Source organism: Accumulibacter sp., from assembly GCF_016789985.1.
In the GTDB taxonomy this organism is placed as follows: domain Bacteria; phylum Pseudomonadota; class Gammaproteobacteria; order Burkholderiales; family Rhodocyclaceae; genus Accumulibacter.
Genome location: NZ_JAEUOL010000144.1, coordinates 1 through 17,667, shown reverse-complemented (window position 1 = coordinate 17,667; position 17,667 = coordinate 1). Strand labels below are relative to the sequence as shown.

At 61.1% G+C, this 17,667-nt stretch carries 12 protein-coding genes and 1 pseudogene; 4 read left to right on the top strand and 9 right to left on the bottom strand.

What is annotated here, in order from left to right; all coding sequences use genetic code 11:
• The 6 genes and pseudogenes from JNK99_RS08260 to JNK99_RS08235 all read right to left on the bottom strand — a co-directional run.
• Positions 1-561, bottom strand: a pseudogene (locus tag JNK99_RS08260) (nucleotide sugar dehydrogenase); the annotation flags it as partial.
• Positions 562-640: 79 nt separating this feature from the next.
• Positions 641-3,424 (bottom strand): XrtA/PEP-CTERM system TPR-repeat protein PrsT, encoded by a 2,784-nt coding sequence (gene prsT, locus JNK99_RS08255; protein ID WP_291851251.1) that lies wholly within the window; start codon positions 3,422-3,424, stop codon positions 641-643.
• Positions 3,425-3,469: 45 nt separating this feature from the next.
• Entirely contained in the window at positions 3,470-4,828 is a 1,359-nt protein-coding gene (gene prsR, locus JNK99_RS08250; protein ID WP_291851247.1) for a PEP-CTERM-box response regulator transcription factor, read from the bottom strand.
• Between the two features lie 2 nt (positions 4,829-4,830).
• Positions 4,831-6,936 (bottom strand): XrtA/PEP-CTERM system histidine kinase PrsK, encoded by a 2,106-nt coding sequence (prsK, locus tag JNK99_RS08245; RefSeq protein ID WP_291851244.1) that lies wholly within the window; start codon positions 6,934-6,936, stop codon positions 4,831-4,833.
• A gap of 55 nt (positions 6,937-6,991) precedes the next feature.
• Positions 6,992-8,374 (bottom strand): TIGR03013 family XrtA/PEP-CTERM system glycosyltransferase, encoded by a 1,383-nt coding sequence (locus JNK99_RS08240; RefSeq protein WP_291851241.1) that lies wholly within the window; start codon positions 8,372-8,374, stop codon positions 6,992-6,994.
• Between the two features lie 241 nt (positions 8,375-8,615).
• The gene (locus JNK99_RS08235; RefSeq protein ID WP_291851239.1) at positions 8,616-10,721 is read right to left on the bottom strand and encodes a hypothetical protein; all 2,106 of its coding nucleotides are present in this window, start codon (positions 10,719-10,721) and stop codon (positions 8,616-8,618) included.
• Between the two features lie 256 nt (positions 10,722-10,977).
• Here JNK99_RS08235 and JNK99_RS08230 point away from each other — a divergent pair, with 256 nt between their 5' ends.
• Genes JNK99_RS08230 through JNK99_RS08220 form a run of 3 tightly spaced genes read left to right on the top strand, consistent with a single transcriptional unit; the run spans position 10,978 to position 12,462 of the window.
• Entirely contained in the window at positions 10,978-11,424 is a 447-nt protein-coding gene (locus JNK99_RS08230) for an NfeD family protein (protein WP_291851236.1), read from the top strand.
• Complete coding sequence (locus JNK99_RS08225; RefSeq protein WP_291851233.1) at positions 11,421-12,287, top strand: SPFH domain-containing protein; 867 nt, start codon at positions 11,421-11,423, stop codon at positions 12,285-12,287. The genes JNK99_RS08230 and JNK99_RS08225 overlap by 4 nt, the downstream gene beginning before the upstream one ends.
• 31 nt (positions 12,288-12,318) lie before the next feature.
• Positions 12,319-12,462: a hypothetical protein gene (locus tag JNK99_RS08220; protein WP_291851230.1), complete on the top strand. Its 144-nt coding sequence runs from the start codon at positions 12,319-12,321 to the stop codon at positions 12,460-12,462.
• A 4-nt stretch (positions 12,463-12,466) separates the two neighbouring features.
• On the opposite strand, the gene JNK99_RS08215 is transcribed toward JNK99_RS08220, so the two are convergent.
• Complete coding sequence (locus JNK99_RS08215; RefSeq protein WP_291851227.1) at positions 12,467-12,661, bottom strand: hypothetical protein; 195 nt, start codon at positions 12,659-12,661, stop codon at positions 12,467-12,469.
• A gap of 1,190 nt (positions 12,662-13,851) precedes the next feature.
• On the opposite strand from JNK99_RS08215, the gene JNK99_RS08210 reads away from it, so the two are divergent.
• Positions 13,852-14,679, top strand: a complete 828-nt coding sequence (locus JNK99_RS08210) for a hypothetical protein (RefSeq protein ID WP_291851224.1) — start codon at positions 13,852-13,854, stop codon at positions 14,677-14,679.
• 475 nt (positions 14,680-15,154) lie between these two features.
• Here the strand turns inward: JNK99_RS08210 and JNK99_RS08205 are convergent, their stop codons facing one another.
• A complete protein-coding gene (locus JNK99_RS08205; protein ID WP_291851221.1) occupies positions 15,155-15,859 on the bottom strand; it encodes a hypothetical protein in 705 nt (234 codons plus the stop codon).
• A 12-nt stretch (positions 15,860-15,871) separates the two neighbouring features.
• Positions 15,872-17,667 (bottom strand): Hsp70 family protein (locus tag JNK99_RS08200; RefSeq protein ID WP_291851218.1); only part of this gene is annotated, 1,796 nt, incomplete at its 5' end.

Here is a 17,667-nt window from a genome sequence, read left to right as displayed (position 1 = left end):
GGTAATCACGCTGGCGTACATCTGGCGGACACGCTCGAGGGTTTCCGGCGTGTCACCGGAAACCACCTTGACGATCTTTGTCAGCGTCCGCTCCTTGTCGCCCGGATTGATGCGTTCGGGTGAATAGCCGACGAAGAAGTCCTTCTTCCATTTCATTCCGGAGTATTTCTCGATGATCGGAATGCAGACTTCCTCGGTCGCTCCCGGATAGACCGTGGATTCGAAGACCACCGTCGCGCCACGCTTGAGGTTCCGGCCAACCGCTTCCGACGAGCCGATCAGTGGCGAAAAGTCCGGTTGATGCGCCTGGTCGACCGGAGTCGGGACGGCCACGATCACGAAATCGGCCTCTGCCAATGCGGCCGGGTCACAACCCACTTCGAGATGGATCGCCGCCTCGAGATCGGCAGTGCTCACCTCGCCGGTTGGATCGACATGCCGACGATACTGCGTCACCTTGCTTTCCGACAGATCGTAACCAATGGTCCTCCGCTTCTTGCCAAACTCGACAGCCAGCGGCAAACCAACATATCCCAGCCCCACCACAGCAACAATAGTCATCAGCTTTCCATTTCAGTAATCATGTTCACCTCTGTCGGGCGAGTCACCGCCCGACAATCCCGACCAATCGTACAACCCCCTACAATCCCTTGAGCAACTCGGTGACCTCGGCCTGCCCCTTGAACTTGTCCCCCAGCTTCGCCAGTTGCTCCAGTTGCCCCCTGGCTTCGCTCTTCTGACCGGACTTGATCAGTGCCTTGGCGTAGTTCAGGCGAATCACTCCAGCCTGCGGCGCCAGCTCCAGCGCCTTCTTGAACAGCTCGAGACCACGCGCCGTGTCCCCCCTGTCGACCAGCAGGACGGCCAGGGTATCCATCACTGCCGGCTGATCGGGCGCCACCTTGTTCGCCTTCTCGGCATACTCGATCGCCTTCGGATCCTTGGTCTGGCCGGCAACCCAGGCCAGATTGTTGAGCACGGTCGGATTGTCCGGTTGCGCTTCGAGCAGGATGCGATAGTGCCGTGTGGCGTTCGCGTAGTCCTTGCGGGCACTCGCTTGGTCGGCCAGATAGAGGCGGAAGCGGACGTCCTTGGTGTGCTCCTTGAGCCAGGTGTCGGCGAACCTGTCGGCTTCGGCACTATTGCCATTGGCCAGCAAGGCCGAATGCAGCTTGACCGCAAGATCGCTGCCACCGGCCTCCTTGAGTCCAAGACGGTAGGCCACGATGGCGTCGTTCCAGTTCTTGCGCGTCGCGTGCGCGTCGCCCTCGAAAATGTAGCCGACCGCCTCCTTCGGACGCTGCTTCTGCACCGTTTTGGCGATCGCCAGGGCTTCGCTGGCACGCCCGGCATCGAGTTCAAGCATCATGATGCCACGCTGGGCCTCGAGTGAGTCCGCCTTGATCTTGAGTGCCTTCTGCAGATTCTCCAGGGCAGCCGGCTTGTTCTTCGCCGCCATTTCAATCTCGGCCATGCGCAGATAGGGCACGGCTGAATCGGGTTTGAGCGCAGCCAGCTTGGCATAGGTGGCAAGCGCCTGATTGTAGTCCTGGGCGGCCTGCTGGGCACGTCCTGCGGCGTCCAGAATCTCCGGCTTGTCCGGCAGCGCGGCGAGCGCATCCTGGGCCGCTGCCAGCGCGGGCTTCACCTCGTTCTTGGCCAGGTACAGGCCAACCAGGGCCAGCCGCGGCAAGGGATCGAGCGGATTGGCCGTCACCGCCTTGTTGATCAGGCCGGCCACCTCTTCGGTCGTGCCACCGGCCTTGACACGCAGTTCGGCAAGGGCAAGCAGTGCCTGCGTGTTCTTCGGATCCTTGGCGATCACTCCTTCAAAGCGCTTCCTGGCTTCTTCCGGCTTCTTGTCCGCCAGATCGAGATTGGCCAGGTTGAGCGCCGCCGGGAAGTACGCCGGGTCGGTGGCCAGAGCCTTTTCGAAACTCTTGCGCGCCGTCGCCACATCCCGTTTGCCGAGCAGAGCAGTACCACGCAGATTGTGCGGCAACGCACTATTGGGCTGTTTCTTCTCGAGCGTCGCGATCGCCTTCAGTGCCTGGTCGAACTCCCGGCGCTGCAGATGTGCAGCAATCAGCGCGAGATCGGCGCGGTTGCCCGGATCGACCGCTGCAAGCTGCTCGAGATCGCGGAACGCGCTCTCGGTATCACCCTTGGCCAGATTGACCATCGCCAGCGATGTCCGCTTGCCGGTGTTCTTGGGGTCGAGCGCCGCCGCTTTGGCAAAATACGTCCCAGCCTTGTCCACCTGGCCGTTCTGGATGAATACCTGACCGGCGAGCGCCAGCATGTTCGAATCCTTGTCGATCTTGTCGAGCACCGGCTCAATGATGTGCAAGGCTCTCCCCGGCTGGCCACTTCGCAGATAACTGGCAATCAGGGCGCGGCGGGCAATACCGTTTTCGGGTGTCCGTGGCAACGCCTTGAGCAAGTATGCCTCGGCCTGCGGATAGGCCTGCATCTCGTATTCGATCAGCCCGGCCAGTTGCAGAGCGAGCGGATTCTCCGGCGAAACGCGCAGCGTCAGCAGAATGGCGTCCCGCGCCGCCGGGTAGTCCTTCTTCTGGTAAGCGAGCATCGCGGCCAGGTAGTTCGTCTGCGGATGGTTGGGCGCAAACTGCTTGATCGTGGCAAGCTCGCTGGCAGCCGCGTCGAGCTGGTTCTCGGCGAGTAGCTGGCGCATGATCGCGGCGTGGCCGGCAAGATATTCCGGCTTCGCCTCCACCCCCTTGCGATAGGCCACCATGGCTCCGGCAGAGTCACCCTGGGCAAGCAAGAGGTCTCCCTTGAGCTGCCAAGCATCGTGCATTTTCGGCGAGTCCTGCAACCCCTGCTCAAGCATCGCCAGTGCCCCGGGCAGGTCACCACGGCTGGCGCGCAGGCGAGCCTCGCCGATGACTGCCGGAGCGTACCCCGGTTGAGCCACGAGGGAGGCAGCGTAAGCGGCCTCGGCCAGGGCCGGCTTGTCCAGCATCAGGTATGACTGGCCGATCGAAGTCTGCAGGTCGGCCTTTGCCTCGGCGGTATTGAGCTCAGCCTTGGCCAGATCGTTGACCACCTTGTCTGGCTGCCCCAGCATGAGAAGAGTGCGCGCCAGTAGCGGAACCACCTGCTCGGCCGAGTAACCGAGGTCCTGCGCCTTGCGCAACTCGACCTCGGCTCCGGCGGCATCGCCACCCGCGAGCAATGCCTTGGCAAGCAGGAAACGTGCCTCGGCGAGCTGCGGATCCTGCTGCAGTGCATTCTTGAGCTGAATCACTGCGGTCTTGTGGTCGCTCTTCTGCAGCGAATCCTTCGCCGAGTTCAACAGATCGGCCGGCTTGTCGCCGCCGCAGCCGACCAGCAGGAGACCGGCCAGCAGTGTCGAGGCGGTTGCCTTGCGCAGCATGTACATCGAGTTACGAGTATTCATCAGAATGAGTCCCCACGGAATCGAAAAACCTGCCCAAAAAAGCTGCTATTTCAGTCCAAACCTGTGCATCATATCGTAGAGCGTAGGACGGCTGACGCCGAGCATCTCGGCGGCCTTGACGACGTTGCCGTCGGCGCGCGCCAGCGCGGCGATGATCACCCGCCGCTCGGCGTCATCCCGTGCAACCCGCAGGTCGAGAACGGTCTCCTCAGCCTGCAGGCCACCCAGACGGCCGATGTCCTCGGCCGTGATCTGATTGCCTTCGGCCATGATCACGGCACGCTTGATACAGTTTTCCAGTTCGCGCACGTTGCCCGGCCAGGCGTGCGCTTCGATGGCCCGCAGCGCGTCCTCGCGCAGCGTCATGCCACCGCGATTGTTCTCCGCCGCAAAGCGGCGCACGAAGGCGTGCGCCAGCAACGAGGCATCGCCGAGACGGTCGCGCAAGGGAGGAATGGTGACCACGATTTCCGCCAGACGGTAATAGAGATCCTCGCGAAAGCGTCCTTCGCTGATCAGCCCCTGCAGATTCTGGTGCGTCGCGCAGACGATGCGCACGTTCACCGGAATCTCCTGCCGTCCGCCGATCCGCTCGATCACCCGCTCCTGCAGGAAGCGCAGCAACTTGGCCTGCAGGGCATGCGGCAGATCACCGATCTCGTCGAGCATCAGGGTGCCGTTGTTGGCGGTTTCGATCTTGCCCAGCGTCGTCTTGGCTGCCCCCGTGAACGCGCCCTTCTCGTAGCCGAACAGCTCGCTCTCCAGCAGACTGTCCGGAATCGCCGCACAGTTGATGGCAACGAAGCGCTCGCGCCGCCTGGGCGACGACTCATGCACGCCACGCGCCAGAAGCTCCTTGCCGGTCCCGCTTTCACCGAGCAGGAGGACTGTGGCATCGGTCACCGCAACCCGTTCGATCGTCCGGCAGACGCGCAGCAAGGCCGGATCGCGGGTGATCAGGCCGGACAGGACGTCCGGCTGCTGCATCGCCTGCAGTCGCTCGTTTTCCTTCTGCAGCTCGTAGAGACGGTAGGCTCGCTCTATGGTCAGGCCAAGCATCTCGACTTCGAACGGTTTGGCAAAAAAGTCGTAGGCCCCGAGCGCAATCGCCCGCAGTGCGTTGGCGCGGTCGTTCTGACCGGTCAGGACGATCACTTTGGTGTCGGGCGCCTGGGTCAGTATCTGTTCGAGCAGCTTGAAGCCTTCGGACACCGCATCGGCGTCGGGCGGCAAGCCGAGGTCCATGGTCACTACCGGCGGCTGATAACGACGCACCAGTTGCAGCGCGCTCTCACGATCGTCGGCAGTCAGGGCTTCATACTGGTCGAAAGCCCAGCGCATCTGTTTCTGCAGCGCCCGGTCGTCCTCGACGATCAGCAGGTAGGGCAACTTCTCGGTACTCATCATCATTCCCTCGATGGATCGGTCGACTCGGCGCTGTTTCCCGCCTCGAACAACGGCAAGAGAAGACTCACCTGCGTTCCGACATCGACAGCGCTGTCAACCGAGAGCTTGCCGCCCAGTTCATGGACATACTGGAAGCTTTCGTAAGCGCCGATGCCCATCCCGGTCGGCTTGGTGGTCTGAAAAGGCTTGAACAGCCGTTCGCGAACGAACTCCGGACTCATGCCGTGTCCCGTATCGCCAACCTCGACCAGCGCCTGTGTCCCCTGACGAGTCAGCCTGATCCAGACACGTCCACTCTTCTCGGTGGCCTCGAGCGCGTTCTGTACGAGATGGCCAATGACTCGCTCGATCCGGTCCTCGTGCCCGCGTGCCACCAGCTTCTCCTCGATGCTGAGGTCGACAACGCGCCCCTGGCTGCCTTTGGCAGTCTGCACTCGCCGCACGACATCGGCCAGATCGATACCGCGCGGACCGTCGAGTGGCGTCGCTCCCTGACGCAATTGCATCATCAGTTGCCGCATCCTCTCCACGGAGTGTTCCACGGTCATCAGCATGTCTTTCTGAAATTCAGGGTTATCACGATGGCGTTCGGCATTCTTGAGCATCAGGGACAACTGCGCGACGATATTCTTCAGGTCATGCACGACGAAAGCCGACATGCGATTGAAGGAATCGAACTTGCGCACCTCGAGCAGGGCTTCACTGGCCTGCATCTGACCCAGAAAGGCCCCCGCCTGTCGCGCCGCCGTCTTGAGGAGGTCATTGACCTCCCAGTTCACGTCGATTCTCGTGCGGGCCGTGGCCAGCACGACAAAGGCGATCAGTTCGTTACCCGTGGTCAGCGGGACGACCAGCCACGCATTCGGCACTTCGACCAACCAGGAGGGCAGTACGAGACCATCGTAGCGTCGCGGCAACGAACGATACTCCTCGAGATTGATCACCCAGCCGCTTTCCAGCAGAAACCGGCACAAAGGACTGTCGGCGTCCTCGGTCGCCGGCGATGCCGGCATGTTCCAGAACGACTCCTGAGCAAAGAAGCGACCCGACGGATCCTTCAGCCACAGCGCACCGCTCGGACTTTCGACCATGTCGGCCAACCCGCGCACCACATGCCGACCCATCCCGGTGAAGCCGCCCTGGGAGGAGAGCGTCGCCGTAAAGCGCAGCCACTCCTCGCGGTAATCGTAACGATAACTGAAGAAGTGCTTGCCGACCTGCACCCGCAGTCTGGCGCGCATCGAACCCGAGAAAGTCAGGACCGCCAGGACCAGCAGCGCAGCAAACAGTAGCGCCAGTTGCAGTGCCCGCCCCCACTCGCCACCGAAGAAGCGTACGTAATAGCCGGCAGCCGCCATGAACAGCAGGTAGGTGCCGACGATCAGCAGGGTCGCCGACTGCAGCGCGGCACGTTGCGACATGACCAGCCGGCGCTTCCAGTCATGGCTGCGGATGGCCGACAAGGCCACCAGCGGCAGACCCAGGGCATGCGCGAAGCCGCGAATACTGAAAGCGTCGGCGTCGATCCGGTTGAACAACAGGGCGTCCGAGTAGAGGTACAGGTCGAACAGAAAGACCCCTCCGAGGCCGAAACAGAGGGGCTTGATGCTCCAGCGGAAATCTGGCGAGACGTTGCGGAACAGGCGCTCGACCAGAACCAGGCCATAAACGCTCATGGCCAGCGAGGCGAACAGGGTCAGGCGCTGCGACGAGCCCAGCAGATCGATGCCGAACATCGCCATGCTCTGCGCCACCAGGCCAAAGGCAACCAGCAGCAGCGCCAGGGTACCCAGCCAGCCGATCCTGAGCGGCCAGCGCTGACCTTCGCTGGCGTCCGGCTGCATCAGGATGATGAGAAAGAAGTACCAGCCGCCAAAGCGCAGTTGGTCGGCCAACAGGCTGCCGGCGAGAAAAATGCCCTGCCCGGTGAGCGCGAAGACAAGACTGAGCATGCCCCACAGCGCACACAGGCCAACGGCGAAGAACATGGCCCGACTGCGACCACCGGTGCGCCAGCCGGACGCCAGATACAGCGTCAGCAGGGATGCCAGCACCCCCGCCAGGCCGTAACTCCATGCTGCGATCATCGCCATCTTGCTGTCCATCACCGCCTGCAATCCTCGCTTGTCTGTAGCCGCATCCCAGATCCCCGGGAACCTGTCACCTGGCACCCCGGCCAGTCAGAACCACGCCGACGGTATGGAAGAGAATCACGATATCCAGGAACAGAGTATGGTTCTTGACATAGTACAGATCATACTGAAGCTTCTGCACGGAATCTTCAACCGTTGCACCGTACTGGTAACTGACCTGCGCCCAGCCGGTCAGGCCCGGTTTGACACTGTGCCGGACAGCATAGAAGGGAATGTCACGCGTCAGTTGGTCGACGAAATACGGGCGCTCGGGACGCGGTCCGACCAGGCTCATCTCACCCGCCAGCACATTGAAGAACTGCGGCAACTCGTCGATCCGCAGCTTGCGGATGATGCGGCCGACTCGTGTCACACGATCATCGTCGGCCGTCGCCCAGCGCGGCTTGCCGTCACTCTCGGCATCTTTGCGCATGCTGCGAAACTTGACGACCTTGAACAGACGGCCATCGAGACCAACCCGTTCCTGCCAATAGAAAATTGGCAAGCCGTCCTCCAGCACGATGAGGAGCGCCGTGACCAGCATCACCGGCAGTGCCAGCAACAGAAGCAGCAAGGACACCGCGATGTCAAACACCCGCTTGACGCTGGTGCGCCGCCAACTCTGCCGGAAGCCCTCGCCAAAGATCATCCAGCCGACACGCAGCGAATCGAGACGAAGCTGCCCGAGGGCGCGCTCGAAATAGCTCGCCAGATCAAGCACCTTGACACCGGACAACTTGCAGTCGAGCAGTTCGCGCAAGGGCAACGCACCGCCGCGCCGCTCGCGCACGGCGACGATGATCTCGTCAACCTTCAGCGAATGTGCCGTATCGGACAGCGACATCGCCTGCGACAGGAGAACCTGCGACGGGACGACGATCTCCGTGTCGCTCGAGCTCGGATAGAAGCCGACGATCTCGATGTCGGGATCGGACTTGCGCAGGACACGGCCGACGTTCTCGGCTTCCTCACCCGCGCCGAACACCAGCACGCGATGGCTGAGCAGCGAACTGGGCCGACTGTGCGCGCCATGGACTCGCCGAACCAGGGTGGCGAACAGAGCCCCCAGCCCGGACAGCAGCATGAAACCCCGGTCAACCTCGGCCACCGCCAGCAGGGAGAAGACGACATAGGCCAACGGAATCGCCAGGTAGAGGGACAGCACGGCGCGTGCCCGGGTTTCCTCCCGCGTCCGGGAATGGACCCGCTGATAAATGCCGAGCCACGAGTTCAACACGATCATTGTCAGGGCAAAGATCACCGCATAGAAGACAACCTTCTCGAGTTCGAGATGTCCGCCTCCACCAAGCCAGAGCGCGGCAAGGATAACGCAGACGACCGGGAACATCAGGTCAACGGCGACCTGAGCAAGCGTCTTCCGATGAAACCAATGATTGAACACCTTGATCACGATAGACCCCCTGCAAGCATGGACAATGCCCCGCGCATGTCGTTGATGAACGATTCGCGAGAAGCCTTCCTGCGTTGCGCTGAGGAAGGATCGGCGAAACTCACGAAACGAAGGCTATCACCGCAAAAAACGGGCGACCGTGACCTAATGCACAGCCAGAGGAGAATACCGGAGTGGACCCTGGGCGGGAGGCTGGGGAGAGATCAGGGCATTACTGTGAAATTGAGACATAAAAGTATAATTATATTAAGTATTTTTTCTTTTTGAGCAGCGCTGGGGTGGCTTGATTATACACGGCCGGGCCATCTTCCCGACCTTTTCGGGAGCGGCGGGGCGCCCTCTCAGGAGGGTCGCGGAAGCACGGACCAAGGAACAGGGCAGAGCATAACAGCAAGTGAAACAGGAAAGCCGGGCGCGGCATGTCGAGCAAGCTGGAAAAGGCACCAACGACCAGGCAACCGAACAGGGCTGCCAGCAGGTACGGCGCCGCGGCGTGCTTTGCTCCAGGGCCGCGCAGCAAATTGGCCACGGCCAGCAGCACCAGGAGCAGCAGGAGAGACAATCCAACGACTCCCTGATCGATCAGCAACTCGAAATAAAGGCTGTCGACATGCCAGGGCAGGAAGTAGTGACGAGCCGCAAAAAACCAGTGCGCCAGGCTATTGGCAAAATCGCCGTTGCGCAGCAACTGTCGTCCGTCGGCATCGATCAGGCTCAGGTCATCGAGCTCGACCACTTCCCCCGGGCCCAGCAGCCGCAAGGAAAAGAACTCGGGCACGGCGACCTGCCACGGCGACAGCGAAACCTGGCCAGCCGTCAGGGACAAGGAAAGACGATGCCAGCCACCGTCGCCAACCGGCACGAAGGCAAGCGCCTCGGCGCAGGACGCAGCGTAAAGCAGGTGTTTGCGACAAAGCCCGACGATCAGGCGAACCGGCTGCGGCGCGCGCACCGCCATGCTCAGCGTGTACTCGCCGGCCACCGGCGCCGGCAGGCGTTGCAACAACTCGAACCTGCCGCGCTGCGGCCAGCGGTGATACGTTCCGAGCAGGGCCAGGTGCCGGTCCTCGCCGTCGTCCATCAGACGCAGGCGCCCCGGTATCGCGCGCCCCGGCACCTGGTGCGAATAGTCTGCCGGAAAACGCCCGCTGCCTCTGCCGAAGACAAGGTCGGCCGGACCATCGAGGAGACTCAGACCTTCTCGCCAATGCTCCAGACGTCCGACAAAATCACGCTCGCCAGCCGCCAACCGGGCGCCCATGAAGTCCCCCAGGCCAAGGACCGCGAGCAGTTCGACGCAAAGAAGGATGGCCAGCGCCCGATTGGCGCGCCTGCGCCAAAGCTCGTTCTCCCACCCGCCGTGGACCGGGCCGCGCACCTGGACTGTATGCCCGGGCCACCACGCCACCGGGGTCAGCAGGCAGGCCAGGATGAACAGCGAGAGTCCGACAGCCAGATAGACGGCACGCGAAAAGGTGGTCAGGCAGGCATAGGCCGAGAGTACCGCCAACACGGCGGCGAACACCCAGCACCACGGCGTCGGTGCCCGCCGTACCGCCAGGACGGCAAAAGGAACGGCCAGCGCAAGAAACGCGTCGAGTGCCGCGCCACCCACGTGCATCTCCCAGAACAGGGCCGTGGCGCGGTAGGGGGTCGAGAAGTCCAGCAGCCCGGGAAAGCCGGCACGCTCCCGGACGATCGCCAGGGCGACACACCCTAGTCCGATCGCCACCCCGCCCGCCAGACAACGCATGGCACCTGCCGGGTCGCACTGCAACAGGCGGCGCAGGGACGGCAACAGCAGCATGACCCAGAGAAAGCCTTTGGCCACCCGCAGACTGTTGAGCGGCTCTTCATAAGCCTGAAACCACCCCAGGGCAAGGCCTCCGGCATCGGCCAGACCACGCGCCATGGCGAAAACGTACGAAACGGTCAGCAAAACGAGGACGATCATCGCCTGGCGCTGCCGCGCGGTATCGCCCGCAGCGTCCGTGCCGGCCAGGGCACGCGACTCCGGGCACGACCAGGCTCCAACCTGGCCAGTGGCGCGCGCTCGCCGCACCGCGCACCAACGCTGCACCGCCAGCAAGCCATGCGTGCCGGCCGCTGCACCGAGGACCAGCAGATCGAATTCCTCGACGCCGATCCAGCCGGTCCACGGCGAGAAGCCGGCGATCGGCAGGCACGCCGGCAGCACGGCCAGCCAGAGGGCGGGCCGCGCATAGACGGCGATGCACCAGATGAGAAAAGCGGCGCACAAGCCGGTGGACCACAGTGGATGATGCAGCGCCAGAAGCGCGCCCAATCCCAGGCTGAGCAGCGCCAGTACGCCATGCAGCCAGATCACGAATAGACCCTCACAGCGTTCAGCGCCCGCCGATGGTGATAGCGCGGCCGATTCTGTCGTCGGGAACTGGTTCTGTCAATCGAGCTCGGCCTGCGCCATGGAAACCGGGCAGGCGACCAGACAGGGCACACTGCCCGGCACACGCCGGGCGCGGCGCCCGACTTGCCAGTCACCACGGAATGGCGTCTAATCGACGACCATCACGCCTGCCGGCCGGCGCTGATCACGCCCGCGGGGCCAACGGAGGAAGCGAAAGATGTTTGCACCCGAATGGTGGCACTGGATCACCCTCGGACTTGTCCTGACGATGGCCGAAATGGCTGTCCCGGCCTTTTTCATCGTCTGGTTCGGCTTGGCTGCGGTTGTCGTCGGGCTCATCCTGCTGGCCGCGCCCGACCTCGCCCTGCCCACCCAGATCCTGCTCTGGTCGGTGCTGGCGGCAGCCCTGGTCGGGCTCTGGTTCCGCTATCTCAGACCGCGCACGGTGAGCGCGGTCGGCACCTCCGCCGCCGACGTGACCGGCGAAGTCGGCGTCATGGTCGGAGACATCACCCCGGAGACGCGAGGTCAGGTCCGCTTTCAGAAGCCCCTGCTTGGTGCGGACCTCTGGGAATGTTATGCGGAAATGGCGATCAGGGCGGGTGAACGGGTACGCATCGTTGCTGTCGAAGGCAGCTACATCAAAGTGGAGAAAGCAAGATGAGCGGCATGACCGTATTTTCGATCGTCCTCCTCGCATTTGTCGCAGTGACCGTCGCCAACGGGGTGCGCATCGTCCCGCAAGGGGAAGAGTGGATCGTCCAGCGCCTCGGCAAGTACCGCACCACCCTGCTGCCCGGACTGCGCTTCATCATTCCCTACATCGACGTCGTCTCGCACAAGGTGACCACCAAGGACATCATTCTCGATGTTCAGGAACAGGAGGTGATCACGCGCGATAACGCCGTGATCGTGGTCAACGCGATCGCCTTCATCAAGGTCACCGACCCGGTCAAGGCCGTTTACGGAGTGGAGAACTACTCCGAGGCGATCCGCAACATGATCATGACCACACTGCGCTCGATCGTCGGCGACATGGAGCTGGATCAGGCCCTCTCGTCGCGCGACATGATCAAGGCGCGCCTGAAGGCGGGCGTCGCCGACGAGGCGCTGGACTGGGGTCTGACCGTGAAGTCGGTCGAGATCCAGGACATCAAGCCATCGCCGTCGATGCAGCGTGCGATGGAAATGCAGGCCTCGGCCGAACGCGAGCGCAAGGCGATGGTGACACGCGCCGAGGGTGAAAAACAGTCGATGATCCTCAACGCCGAAGCGCGCCTGGAATCGGCCAAACGCGATGCGGCGGCGCAGGTCACCCTCGCCGAGGCCTCCGCGCAAGCAATCGCCAAGGTCACCCGCGCCTTTGGCGACAACGAGTTGCCGATGCTCTACCTGCTTGGCGAGAAATACATCGCCAGCCTCGGCAAGATCGCGGATTCCGGCAACACCAAGCTCGTTCTCCTGCCTGCCGATCTGCAGGGCAGCCTGCGCGGGCTGTTTCAGCCAGTGACGAAAGCCGGCGGCTGAACCATTCACCCCGTCCGGAAGGAGGGCAACCATGAACGCAGCCTGGATCGTTTTCGGCCTGTGCCTCGTTTTCGTGCTCGCAGCCGCGATTCCGCTGCTCCGCGATCGCGACAGCGACCGGAAACCGCCCTTGCCGCGCAAGGAGACCCTGCGCGACTGGCGAAACGAGCGGTAGGCGCTCACTCGGCGCAGGCCGATCCGAGTTCTTGCCGGATCTGCGCCAACAACCCCGGCTCGCCACCGTGCTGCTGCTCGGCGAGCGCCGGAAATCCGGGCCAGCCCGTATCCAGCCAGTCGCGCCCGGCAAAATGGCGCGCCCCATCGTAGCGCGCAATGACGCGGAAATGGACATGATGGTCGACCATTAGCAGCATATCGCACGTAATCCTTTGTATTTATTAGCGTCGGTTCCACTTGACGCTTTGCGATACCCGCTCAGATACCCGCTATTTCATTTGATACCCGACCTTCGATGGAACCGAAAAACGAAGTCACCATTTTCCATCATTACGCAGTGCGATGAAACCCTGATTTACGGATGGCGCCATTCCTTTGGGATCGACTGTCGTAACTCGCGAAAAAGTCGATGTCACCCCGCTGGACGGGAGGACGCCCGCCACAACTTGCAAAAAAATCGAGGCAATGCCGCCTGAGCGTCGCGATGACCTCGACCCGCTCCGTCACGGCGCTTGCTCAAACCCCAGCAAGCCCCGCGCCGTCGCTACCGCGTCGCGTACTCCACCGCCGCCGTCGCGCGATTAGGCCGCGCCACGGCTCAGTGCCTCCTCCGATCACCGCCTGACCTCCTGCCCCGCTGCCGCTACGCCACTGCGCTGGCTAGCAAAAGGTTGCTCGCCCGCTTGCGGCTTGCAGGCAGCTACCGTGTCGGGTGCCCCACCGCGCCAGAGGCTGCGCCACTGGCTTTGCCTCTCCTGCTATCGCCGTCCCGCCAGCACCGACTTTTGGCCTTGTCGAGCCTTGTCGCGTTCTGCCCGCCGCCTGCGCCGTCGTGCTGCGCACCACGGTTCCGTCGGCTACGTCAAAACCAAACGGTTCGCTCTGCTCATTGGCACGCAGGCCGCTCCGGGGTAAATGCTCCGCTGCGCTGCGCATTCAACATAACAGCCTCTTACGCAAAGTCGGCCAGCCGCTACGCAGGCTTCGCTTGGTGGCCGACCGCTGCGCACCCTGCGGGTTCGCGTAATGCGGCGTTATGTAGGCTGCAGCGAGGGCAAGCGGCGTGACAGCCGGACAGCACGCGCGGGGTTGCCGGCGTAGCCGCCGGAGCCGTGAGCCAGCCTCACCGGCTGACGGCGGAAGCGGCGGAAAGTGGCGATTGCCGAAATTTTTTGCAAGTGGCCGTCGTGACCGGACGGCCACTTGCCGAACGCGACAAAGCCGTGGCGCGGATTTTATGCGCGACGGCGTGGTGGAGTCCGCGACACGGTAGCGAGGGCGCGGGGCTTGCTGGGGTTTGAGCAAGCCCCGTGACGGAGCGGTCCAAGGTGGTCTATCGCAATCCCCGCACTGCGTATATAATTCCCTGCACATACCCGCTGGCAGCGTGCTGTCGGCTCAAGGGGCCACATCTTCGGGTGTGGCCCTTTGCCTTTCTGGAGTAGGCATGCACACTTGGGTCTATATCGACGGCTTCAACCTCTACTACGCCATCCGCGATTCCGGCTGCAAATGGCTCAACATCAAGGCGCTGACCGAAGCCGCGATGCCTGCCGGCATCGTCGTCGAAAAACTCAAGTACTACACGGCGCGCGTTTCCGGCATCGCCGACCCCGACCAGCCCCGACGCCAGCAAATCTATTACAACGCCCTGCGGACGCTGCCGGAAGTCGAACTTTTCTTCGGGCAATTCCTCGCCAAAGCGGTTTGGCGCCCCGTGCTCAACCTGCCCGTTGGCGACCGTGCAATTCAACATGGAAACGGACCGACGACACTTCCGCCCGATAGCTACCCGGTTGATCCGGACGCGGCCGTCAATGGCAATCAGCGCGAGTCGCTGCCCGTCGGCAAATACGGCAAAGGCAACAAGGTCCGCCAACCCGCGCCCGATGCCGTCAAGGCGCTGGTGCATGTCATGGAAGAGAAAGGCTCGGACGTCAATCTGGCCTGTCACCTCATCAACGACGGCTGGGCGGGCCGCTACGACGCTGCCGTGGTCATCTCGAACGACACTGATCTGGTCGAACCCATCCGCATCGTCGTGCAGGAACTCAAGAAACCGGTCACCCTGCTTTGCCCGTCACCGTTCGGTGCCGCCAAGCCGCTCGCGGCGGTGGCCAGCCACGTTCGGCACATTCACGCCGCGCACCTGAAGACTTCCGTTTTCCCTGACACCGTGCCGGGGACGGGCATTACCAAGCCGGCGAACTGGTAGCTATCTTCTTCGGCAGGCTTAAGCGGGGCTGCCTATCTATGTTAGAACGCACTTCTGGATTTTTTAGAAACGTTCCCGCTACCGCGCTGCATTCTGATGGTGCTGGTGTAGCGTGCGTAATCTTCAAATTGGCGGACAGGCGTTACGCTCACAGTTTCTGCATTGCCAATCGCAAGAAAATATGAGCCAGGGCAAAGGCTCCCGAAATACACCGTACCTCCACTGCTTCGCTGAGTCTTGATGACTTTCGAGTTGCCAGGTGTCCCTTTTCGCAATTCGACAGTAACCCCTTCTCCGAATGTCTCCAAGTTGATCGTGAACTCAGTAGAACAAGCGAATGTGACAGCCGAATAGGCGAACAGAGCCGCTCCGAAAATCAGACGATTGCGCATATCCACCCCTTTACACTAAATCGCAAAGCCGCAGGTGAGGCCAAAAAAGAGCAATGGCGTTCAAGCCGTGGGCTCCGTATATCTCAATCTACGAGCGAGAAGCCTCGTGGTGCCAATCTTGAAATGCGTTTGTGATAAGGACATAAATACACGGTCCCCACATCTGTTCCTCCAATCGATAGCCGATAGGCATCAACACTTCCCGGGGTAGCGTCGGTTGACATTGAACCAAGTCGGTTTGCCTCAACCGGCTTACCACGATAGCGCAACCTGCCCAAGTAGAGGTTGCTCCCTCTTACGGATACGGTCGGCACCGGATTGGATGCAGCCAACCAAAATTCCCCGTAACCGCCTGGCACTTGGTCCTGATCTGTCCCTTCCGAATAAATCCAAGGCATGTCGCCAAGCATTTCGTTCAATAATGCAGGATTCCCTCCCATTTGTCCCGCATGAACGGCTATGGTGTCGTATTGGCGCGCCTCGCCTTCGATGTAGGAGAATATCGCGTAGGCTTCAGCCTCGGAAATTCTGCCTTCTGCCCTCGTAATGAAGCTCCTGACAAATCTTTCCTCTGAATCCAATTCGCTGATGTGGAGCAAAGTCTTGCACCCCGCAACAAATCCTTTCAGTTTTTCCTGAGGTATTTTCCCATTAGCCAACGAGTCGACGCGCTTGCAGTCTCTTGCCATGTCCGCCTCGCCACCAGGAAAAATCACCGCATTGATTTTTCGGAACATGTCTTCCATGTCCCGCTCCTGCTTGGATTTGAAGAGCCCGAAGAAAGCCATCACTTCCTCCCGTCAGACAATGCCAGTGTAGAGACGCATGTCGTCAGACTCTCGTGCGTCAGCCGGCATCAACCCCCACAGCCTGCCGTTAACCTTTTTCAGGTCTTCCCAGTCTTGGGCAGCGACATGACGCTTGCCAGCCTCGATTAGCTGCCGGGCCTGCAATTGGTCGTTCATCGAGTGGCTGCTTTGCGCAAGATGCTCAAACATGCCAACAAGGAAGTCGGGCATTCGCATGAGAATAGCGAAACGGATTCTTTCGATCTCGGAGGTTGCAGCCTCGATTCGCTCTGGGTTCGAGGAATTCACGAACGTTTGCTCGCGCGCGACGATCTCCCGGAACAAATGTTTCTCCCGGTCATTCCCATGGTCGGAAACCAATGCAGCGACTTCTGACTTCGCCTCGAAGTACGCCGTCTTTGCCGCGTCTACTCGCTTGGAAGCAGTCAGCTCAAAAACATCCTGCGCGACCTTGCGTTTTTTATCTTCCAGCTTGAATCTGTCGTCCGTCACGTCGTCATGCGAAAGCGCCCCGCATTCGGCAATCAGCCCCTGAACCTGAGATAGCAGCTTTTCTAGACCCTGCGCTGCGTCAGCATTGCCGTTGGCCTCGGCCTCATCGATTTCGGATTGAATTTTCGATTCGAGTTGCAAAACGTCGGTTGCAAGCATCTTGGTGTCAACCTGCCGGGCTGTGCCTTTGAACACTTGGGAAAACTCTTGCCCGGTGCCGTTTAGATAGGCCGAAATGGTGAGATCGCGTGATTCAGAAACCTCAAACGTCAAATCGATTTCTGTGCCCCGAATCAAGTCCCGATTGATCTGCTTTCCCGAAATCAGCAGAACACCAATCGGCTTGTTTGTCGAAGAGTGCCGCTCTGATGGGCCTTCGACGACCATAATGCGAATTTCGTCATCCGATCCTTTGACAATGGTCTTCGCCACCTCAACAGAACCCTTGCTTTTGGCTGGCAAAACGCCATTTTTCGCGAAGACCCGCTTGAGCCGTGTATCCTTGTTCGCCACGTCGTCCACAACCAAACAAAGGTCTTCGGGAAGCATTTGGCCCGCGACGCTATAACGCCCCTGTGCAATCTGGATGGCGTCGAACCCAACGTCTACCGGGTTGTTACCAGAATCCAGGACGGCAAACTTAAACAGGTTGTACGCCCCTTCACGCAAGGGCAAATCCTCCGAAATCCTGGCTGCCAGTGCTTTCAATCCGCTGTCAAACGAACCATCTTCACTGGCAATGCGATAAAAGAGGCCGGCAACATCGCCCTCGAACTTGGCGGTGAAAATCTCCTCAGTCTCCTGCGTGTTCTTGTTATAGACAGCCCTGATTTTCAGATTTCTGGAGTTTTTTGGGGATGCCGTCTTCTCTACCGCACCAATTTCCTTCGTTCCGGCAAACCATGCGGCACCTACCGCGATGGCGTTGGTCGGGTCGATGGACGTGTTAACGGAAATGCCCATCAGTTCCTCGATCCGTTTGCGCACGAACGGAATGTACGCACCTCCGCCAACCATGAGAACGAATTTGAGGTCGTCAGGGCGCAATGAGTTTCTGGTCAGAATTTTCTTCATCATCTCCGCTGTCCCATCTATGGCGGATTTGATAACGTCCTCGAACTCCGAGCGGGTGAGAGTTAGAAGCGAATCGACCGGTTTCCCGTCTTCGTCTTCCAGACTCACCATGCCGAGGTCAATTTCGGCCGAGGTCTTTGTTGAAAGCTCGATTTTTGCCGCCTCAGCCGCGTGCAGCAACCGATACCAGAGCTTGTTGTACTTGCCCTTCTCGCTCTTCA